Here is a 6930-nt window from a genome sequence, read left to right as displayed (position 1 = left end):
AAAGAAGAGATAAATTAAAGGCAGCGTTAAATGATTTATCTATAACAACGGAGATTTCTAATTCAATTTTAGGGATAGATTTAAGGGTACTTAATTTTCTTACATGTTTTAAGTGTAGCGGAAATTTAATTCTTCAAGATGGAATTATTAATAGCAATCAAATTATGGAGGGAAAATTAACTTGTAATAGGAGATTTTATTATGGCACGTTTTAGTTATCAAGGTGAATCGGTTTCTGAAGAAACACAGCAAGAAATTTGTCCATTAACAGTTACCCAAAATGCAATTGCAGGAAGATGGAAAATCGTGATTTTGTGGCATTTAAGCAAAAATGAAATTATTAGGTTTAATGAATTATTGAGGATGTTACCTGGTATCTCAAAAGGAATCTTAACTAGACAATTAAGAGAGCTTGAAGAGGACGAGCTAGTACACAGAGAAGTTTATAAAGTTGTTCCACCAAAGGTAGAATATTCTTTAACGAAGTAGGGGAAAAAATTTATACCTGTATTAGAAGCAATGCAAGTCTGGGGTAAAGATTTACTAAATAAAAAAATAGAGATGTACGAAANNCTAATAAATTATTAATACCTTCCTATTACCAATAGGAAGGTATTAATTTCAAATTAAATACTGAACAATTTATTAATGTAAATTGTACTGGAAAACTATCGTAATTCAGCTGTCTTTCTAATAACAATCTTATCAATATCATCTTCTTCATCACCAATAAATAACCCGCGCTCTTTTAAATATGTTTCGAAGTATAAATCTGCTTCTGCACGTTCATCATATGGCTTTACAGATAGAACGAAACCTAATTTGTTTTGTTCCTCTAAATGAGAAGTAGAGATGTATGCTGGTACATTGTGGCGTAAAAAGAGTTCTTTAACCGGAATAATCATATCTTTCATTAATTTCGTTAACATACCCATTTCAAACTCAAAATTAAAGCGATCTATACTAGATAAATCCGCGAAAACTACCCCAATAAAACCTGTATTAAATACTTCTTGATATTCTACTTCTTCGTTACCGTAAAAATTCTTTTCGATTAAATAATTTATAAAGTAAGCAACTCCATCACTTTGTTCAAACGGTTTTGTTGAAAGAACAAAGCCGATTTTCTTTTGTTTATGTAAATACACACATGACATGTATGCGGAGATACTATGTTCTTTAAATAATGAACTCGTTGCCCCAGATAGACCATCTAGTACATGATGAACAATTTGAAGTTTTTTACGAGCGAAATAATAGGATTTCTTTTGTAACTCCAATGTATCAATAAAGACAGAGCCGATAAAGCCTGTATTTGAAATAATAGGTGTTTGCTGTTTTCTTCCTCTGCGCTTTGCTTGAGCCATTGTTAAAATCATCCCTTCATGTACAAGTAAATTAAAAAGAACGTTTGTTCGTATATTTATATTTTACTATTAAAACGCTCTAAAGTAAAGGGTTTTTGACGAAAAAACAATAAAAAAGACACCTGTAAAAGGTGTCTTAAACGCTGTAGGGAATAGGGTTCATCCCGATTATTTATATTATGATACAGAAACAATCTCTTCTGTATCTTCTACATCTAAATGACAGTCCATAGTACGAACATCTTGATCTTCATGACTTCCGAAATAAATAGTAATTTTCATATGTATCGCTCCTTTATTCTAGGAATACCTAAAATAATTACTAGTAATGTTAATATTTATTATATACCACTTTTTTCATTCCGACAATGTTATATCATTTTTAATTCTTATTATGCTACATCGTGTGATATAAAGGGGGTAAAAAGGGGGATATCATTGATTAAGTGAAATTTCTTATATGTTATATTTAATATAGGAGTTATTAAATTATTACTTTCTATGAAAGGAGCACGATTGATGAATTATCAAAAGTTACTTATAGATAATTTTACATATAAAACTACATATGTTGCTCGACATGTGCAAGGAATGAGTGTAAAGAAAACGAAGGATTATATTGCCGTTAACTGTGGTTTACCTACAGATACATTTAATATTATTACTTTATTAAACAACAACTTAACGGAAGGAAACGAGGAATTATGTGCGGAGATAGAATACTTTAATCAAAAAGGGTTCCCCATGAGTGTTTGGTGTTGGGATGCAAAGCGAGAGAATACACTTAAGAACGAGTTACTAAAACTTAGATTAATAGAAGCAGAAAATAATATTGCAATGGTTGCAGATTTACAAACAATTCTTCCTACAATAGACATACCAGCAGGTTTTACAATACAAAAAGCAACATCGCCAGAACAAATACAACAATTTGGCGAAACACTAGCGGCTTTATTCGGTACATCAGCAGAAGGTACTCACGTTCAAGCATACTATAATCAAATTTCTTCTTTAGATTTATGGAATAGTGATGACATGAAACTATACTTAGGTCTTTATAAAGGTGAGGTAGTATCTGTTGGCTCTTTAGTATGTACGAAAGATAGTGTCGGTATTTATGATATAGCGACTAAAGAAGAAATGAGAGGGAAAGGGTTCGGCTCTACTATGTTTAATTTCTTGCTGCAAGAAGCTAAACAACTAAAAAATACGTATTGCGTATTACAAGCTTCACCTGATGGAATAAATATTTATAAAAAATCCGGCTTTCAAGCTGTAGGACAAATGACAGTTTTTGAAAATCGGCATTTATTTGAGTAAATCATCCAAGTCAAATTGTTTTAAATATAGGAGTTAACATACCGTTATGAAAAAAACATCTATAATTACAATCATTTGTTTCTTCACAGTAATAAGCATCTTTGTTTTTCAACAAATAAATGAACATAATTATATAAAAGCTACTAATCAATCAAATCATATAAAAAACATTGCGCATAGAGGTGCTTCTGCATATGCACCAGAACATACAATAGACGCTTATACATTAGGACAACAATTGAAAGGGGATTATATAGAAATAGATCTCCAAATGACAAAAGACGGACATTTAATAGCTATGCATGATGAAACATTAAACCGTACAACAAACGGTGCCGGGTTAGTAAAAGAACATTCATTAGTAGATATAAAGCAACTGAATGCAGGTTCTTTTTTCAATAAAAAGCATCCAAGTTTAGCAAAGAAAGAATTTGAAGATGCTAAAGTTCCAACACTAGAAGAAATTATTGAAACGTTTGGACATAATGCTAACTATTATATCGAAACAAAATCGCCAGATGAATATCCTAGAATGGAAGAAAAACTATTAGAAATTATTAATCACTACCAAATAAATGATAAAGTTATTATTCAATCATTTAGTGAAGAAAGTCTGCGAAAGATTCATAATTTTAATGCCAATATACCGCTAGTACAATTATTATCATATAAAAAAGCAGTTCAATTAACAGAATCAGAAATAGAAAAGTATAAAACATACTGCATAGGTCTTGGTATGAATTACAAATATATTGATGCGACCTATGTAAAAACAATACAGAAATTCGGATTAGAAGTTCATCCATTTACAGTAGATAATGAAAAAGATATGAAAAAGTTAATTTCTTGGGGCGTCGACGGGATGTTTACTAATTATCCAGATCGTTTGGATACACTTATGCCTTAAAGAAACAGAAATAAAAGGAATCCAAAAACTTGGATCCCTTTTATTTTTCTTCCATTCCATGTCCTTAGTGCAAAAACAAAATATTCAATTCACTACATAGAATATCAAAATAAATTAGAAATTAACCAAAATGCAATTAATTTTCCCTTTGTTTTTTATATTTTTTTGATACACTGACTATGAGAGGAATACCGATTAACGTCGGTAAAAACCAAAACCATATAGGCGGCAGTAAATTAATAATGGGAATATGAATTCCGATGTTTACTAAAAGTGCGGTAACGGCACCGATATAGGAGCCTAACATACCTCTAATATGGTGATGAATCCAATTTTTCCAACGCTTTTTTCCTGCAAGATAGCCATAAATCGCAAATGAATAAGAGAAAATTGCTACATAAAATAAATATGCGATTTTATCCCAATTTATAATAGACAATATAATTGCAGTAAGAGTTATTACAACATAGGATGCATGATATATTTCGCCCCATTCTGTATGTTTCCCTTTCTTTTTTTGAGCAACCATCGCAATAATGCCAGTAATTAAGCATATCGTGCCAAATAATATGTGAATGGTCAAAAGAATATTGAAAATGCTCATATTAATTTCTCCTTTTTATTCTTATAGTATTGCAGTATAGGAGGAAAGTTGAATAACATTGTTAGTTCGACTTAATATATTGAAATAAGGGTATCTTTTGTGCAAGCGCTAAAGATTGACGGTGATTCTTATAAAGAACTCATTTTATTAGGACACGAGATGAGATTGTGGTAAATAAGATATAACAAAAATCCTCTTTACATTAAAGAGGATTTTTGTTATTCCATCAACTCACGAATCAATTCACTTAATATATAAATACCTTGAGTAAATTGTTCAGGGGAAGCATAGCCATACGATAAACGAATGTACTGATCTGATTCCTCTTCATAAATACGTCCCGGATTTAAAAGAATTCCATTTGATAATGCTTCTGAAAACAGTTTTTTCATCGGAATGTTAGGTATCACCCTTAGCCATATAAAAAATCCGCCGCTAAGAATATCCCACGTGGAAATATCTGCAAAATACTTATTTAAGGCTTGTATCATTATTCGTCTCCGCTCTTTTAGGTGAATCCTTACATTCGCTACGTGCTCCTCATAACAACCTTTACTTAACCATTCTGCAGCAACTCTTTGAGATAAAGAACTTGATCCATAGTCATATAGAAGTTACTTTGAGTATTATATATTTAGGTGTGTTCCCGACAGTACTTCCATATATTACATTAGCATATATTACATCTCATTCTAGTGCTTCTGAAGCAACAAGTTCTTTATATTTAACACCAGTAGCTGCATGTATTATCGCTTGGATATGGTTAGGTGAGGTGCCAACTTTTGTTTCGATAGTGGAGGGGTAATTACTATATTAGGGGTTATAATTACTCATTTAACATTTAAAAAAGATAATTATAAACAAATCGAGAGCGGAAAATATCTATAATAAATAGCATTAGAATTAGATGAAAAAGAATTTATTCGAGACTTTATAAAAATAATGCTATAAGGTGATGTCGAAAAAGGGAATCATTTCACTCCGTTGAATATAAAAGATAAATTCTTTTTTAAAGGAGCTTAAAATAGTGAACGTCCAATTAAAAATTGTTACGAGAGAAAATTGGGAAGACGCATTGAAATTACAAGTTAAAGAAAATCAAATGCAATTTGTTCCGGCAGTGGCAGTATCACTTGCTAAAGTATACATAAAACCAGATGGTGAAAATGTCGAATATGTTCCATTCGCTATATATGATGGCGACCTTATAGTTGGTTTTATTATGCACGCTTATGTACGAGAATCAACAGATATGTATTGGATTAACGGATTTATCGTTGATGAAAAAGAGCAAGGAAAAGGATATGGAAAAGCAGCATTAAAGGAACTCATTAACTTAATAAAAAATAACTTTAAAGAGTGTGAGGAAATTAGATTAACTGTCCATAAAGATAATATTTATGCAAAGAAACTATATGAAGGTTATGGTTTTAAACCATTAGGAAATGTATATGACGGTGAGGAAGTATATCGCTTATTGTTGTTGAATAAAGATGTACTGTTTTGAATAAAGTGATATCGTGTATGTATAGTGAAAAGGAAAAGAACATCTAGAATTGAAAGATCCAGTAAGGAACTGCTTATCCGCAATAAGTTGTTCCGTTAAAGGGCCTTATTGCGGATAAGTGATTTTGCTAAATCATATAAATTATTGCAAAATGAATTCACAAAATTATTTAAACATTTTATTATAAAACAGTATTTATATATACTTAAACTATCATTAATAAAAACATCAATGGAGGAACTAATATGAAAGAAAGTAATAAAAAGGAGTTGTCACTAGAGCAACGTGAAGAATTATTACAAACATTGAAAGATCGTTTTGAGAATAACATGAACCGCCATACAGGTCTAGAGTGGGCTAATGTTCAAGAGAAGCTGGATTTTAATGCTGAAAAGTTGTGGTCGCTCAATGAAATGGAACGAACTGGTGGCGAACCTGATGTTGTTGATTGTGATAAAGAAAAAGGCGAATACATTTTTTACGATTGTTCAGCAGAAAGTCCTAAAGGTCGTAGAAGTGTTTGTTATGACCTTGAAGCGCTAGAATCAAGAAAGAAACATAAACCAGAAAATAACGCTATTGATATGGCAACTGCTATGGGCATTGAACTATTAACGGAAGAAGAATATCGTGCGTTGCATAATCTTGAAAATTTCGATATGAAGACGTCGAGTTGGGTGCAAACACCTTCTGATATTAGAGAACTTGGCGGTGCCCTTTTTTGCGATTATCGCTTTGGCCATGTCTTTGTGTATCACAATGGAGCAGAATCCTACTATGCCGCAAGGGGTTTTCGTGGTTCGCTAAGGGTCTAAAATTTGTACAAACAGGTAAATTTGAATTTGAGAATGAATTTACCTAGGGAAAAGTATTAGAAAGGGAATAATCAAACCTTTTTGTAAACGAATGAATCAACTAAAAATATTAAGAGTATGTTTTGATAATTTTTTTCATAAACATACTCTTTTTTAGAATCATTTATCAAAATTATTAGTTTTAATTAAATTGTAAACGAAAACATGTAAAATGTTCTCTTGCAGTTATTAATAATGTTCATCCATATGAAACACCTATGATTTATATTATCTCGCTTTTAAATGACAATTTTCGAGCAAGTATAAAGTGAATGATTAGGAGGAATACAAAATGAAAAGTAAATTTCATCATATTGTACGAGCTATCATGATAAAAGATGAAAAATTACTAGTTGCTGAATACATAGGAC

At 31.2% G+C, this 6930-nt stretch carries 6 protein-coding genes and 6 pseudogenes; 9 read left to right on the top strand and 3 right to left on the bottom strand.

Annotation, left to right across the window (positions count from 1 at the left end; translation table 11 throughout):
- Positions 1-188, top strand: a pseudogene (locus tag V7038_RS26580) (methyltransferase); the annotation flags it as partial.
- A 13-nt stretch (positions 189-201) separates the two neighbouring features.
- Positions 202-588: pseudogene (locus V7038_RS26575) on the top strand (winged helix-turn-helix transcriptional regulator).
- An 80-nt stretch (positions 589-668) separates the two neighbouring features.
- Here V7038_RS26575 and V7038_RS26570 read toward each other — a convergent pair.
- Positions 669-1367, bottom strand: a complete 699-nt coding sequence (locus tag V7038_RS26570; RefSeq protein WP_199693010.1) for a hypothetical protein — start codon at positions 1365-1367, stop codon at positions 669-671.
- 519 nt (positions 1368-1886) lie between these two features.
- Here V7038_RS26570 and V7038_RS26565 point away from each other — a divergent pair.
- Together V7038_RS26565 and V7038_RS26560 are read left to right on the top strand one after the other, a co-directional pair.
- Entirely contained in the window at positions 1887-2687 is an 801-nt protein-coding gene (locus V7038_RS26565; RefSeq protein WP_335695882.1) for a GNAT family N-acetyltransferase, read from the top strand.
- Positions 2688-2733: 46 nt separating this feature from the next.
- Positions 2734-3594 (top strand): glycerophosphodiester phosphodiesterase, encoded by an 861-nt coding sequence (locus V7038_RS26560; RefSeq protein WP_002110169.1) that lies wholly within the window; start codon positions 2734-2736, stop codon positions 3592-3594.
- A gap of 136 nt (positions 3595-3730) precedes the next feature.
- Here V7038_RS26560 and V7038_RS26555 read toward each other — a convergent pair whose 3' ends face one another.
- Positions 3731-4198 (bottom strand): DUF2306 domain-containing protein, encoded by a 468-nt coding sequence (locus V7038_RS26555; RefSeq protein ID WP_070128412.1) that lies wholly within the window; start codon positions 4196-4198, stop codon positions 3731-3733.
- Between the two features lie 96 nt (positions 4199-4294).
- On the opposite strand from V7038_RS26555, the pseudogene V7038_RS26550 reads away from it, so the two are divergent.
- Positions 4295-4372 (top strand): annotated as a pseudogene (locus V7038_RS26550) (DUF4269 domain-containing protein); the annotation flags it as partial.
- Positions 4373-4416: 44 nt separating this feature from the next.
- On the opposite strand, the pseudogene V7038_RS26545 reads toward V7038_RS26550, so the two are convergent.
- Positions 4417-4803: pseudogene (locus V7038_RS26545) on the bottom strand (aminotransferase class I/II-fold pyridoxal phosphate-dependent enzyme); the annotation flags it as partial.
- Between the two features lie 2 nt (positions 4804-4805).
- Between V7038_RS26545 and V7038_RS26540 the strand changes: the two are divergent.
- The 4 genes and pseudogenes from V7038_RS26540 to V7038_RS26525 all read left to right on the top strand — a co-directional run.
- Positions 4806-5086, top strand: a pseudogene (locus V7038_RS26540) (EamA family transporter); the annotation flags it as partial.
- Between the two features lie 139 nt (positions 5087-5225).
- Positions 5226-5705, top strand: coding sequence for a GNAT family N-acetyltransferase (locus tag V7038_RS26535; RefSeq protein WP_002110165.1), 480 nt, complete (start codon positions 5226-5228; stop codon positions 5703-5705).
- A 245-nt stretch (positions 5706-5950) separates the two neighbouring features.
- On the top strand, positions 5951-6520 hold the full coding sequence (locus V7038_RS26530) for a DUF4256 domain-containing protein (protein ID WP_335695881.1): 570 nt from the start codon (positions 5951-5953) through the stop codon (positions 6518-6520).
- A gap of 331 nt (positions 6521-6851) precedes the next feature.
- Positions 6852-6930 (top strand): annotated as a pseudogene (locus tag V7038_RS26525) (NUDIX domain-containing protein); the annotation flags it as partial.

The sequence above is a fragment of the Bacillus sp. JJ783 genome, assembly GCF_036963225.1.
In the GTDB taxonomy this organism is placed as follows: Bacteria; Bacillota; Bacilli; order Bacillales; family Bacillaceae_G; genus Bacillus_A; species Bacillus_A cereus_U.
The sequence above is the reverse complement of the archived record's forward strand: the minus strand, read 5'-3'. Positions and strand labels throughout refer to the sequence as shown.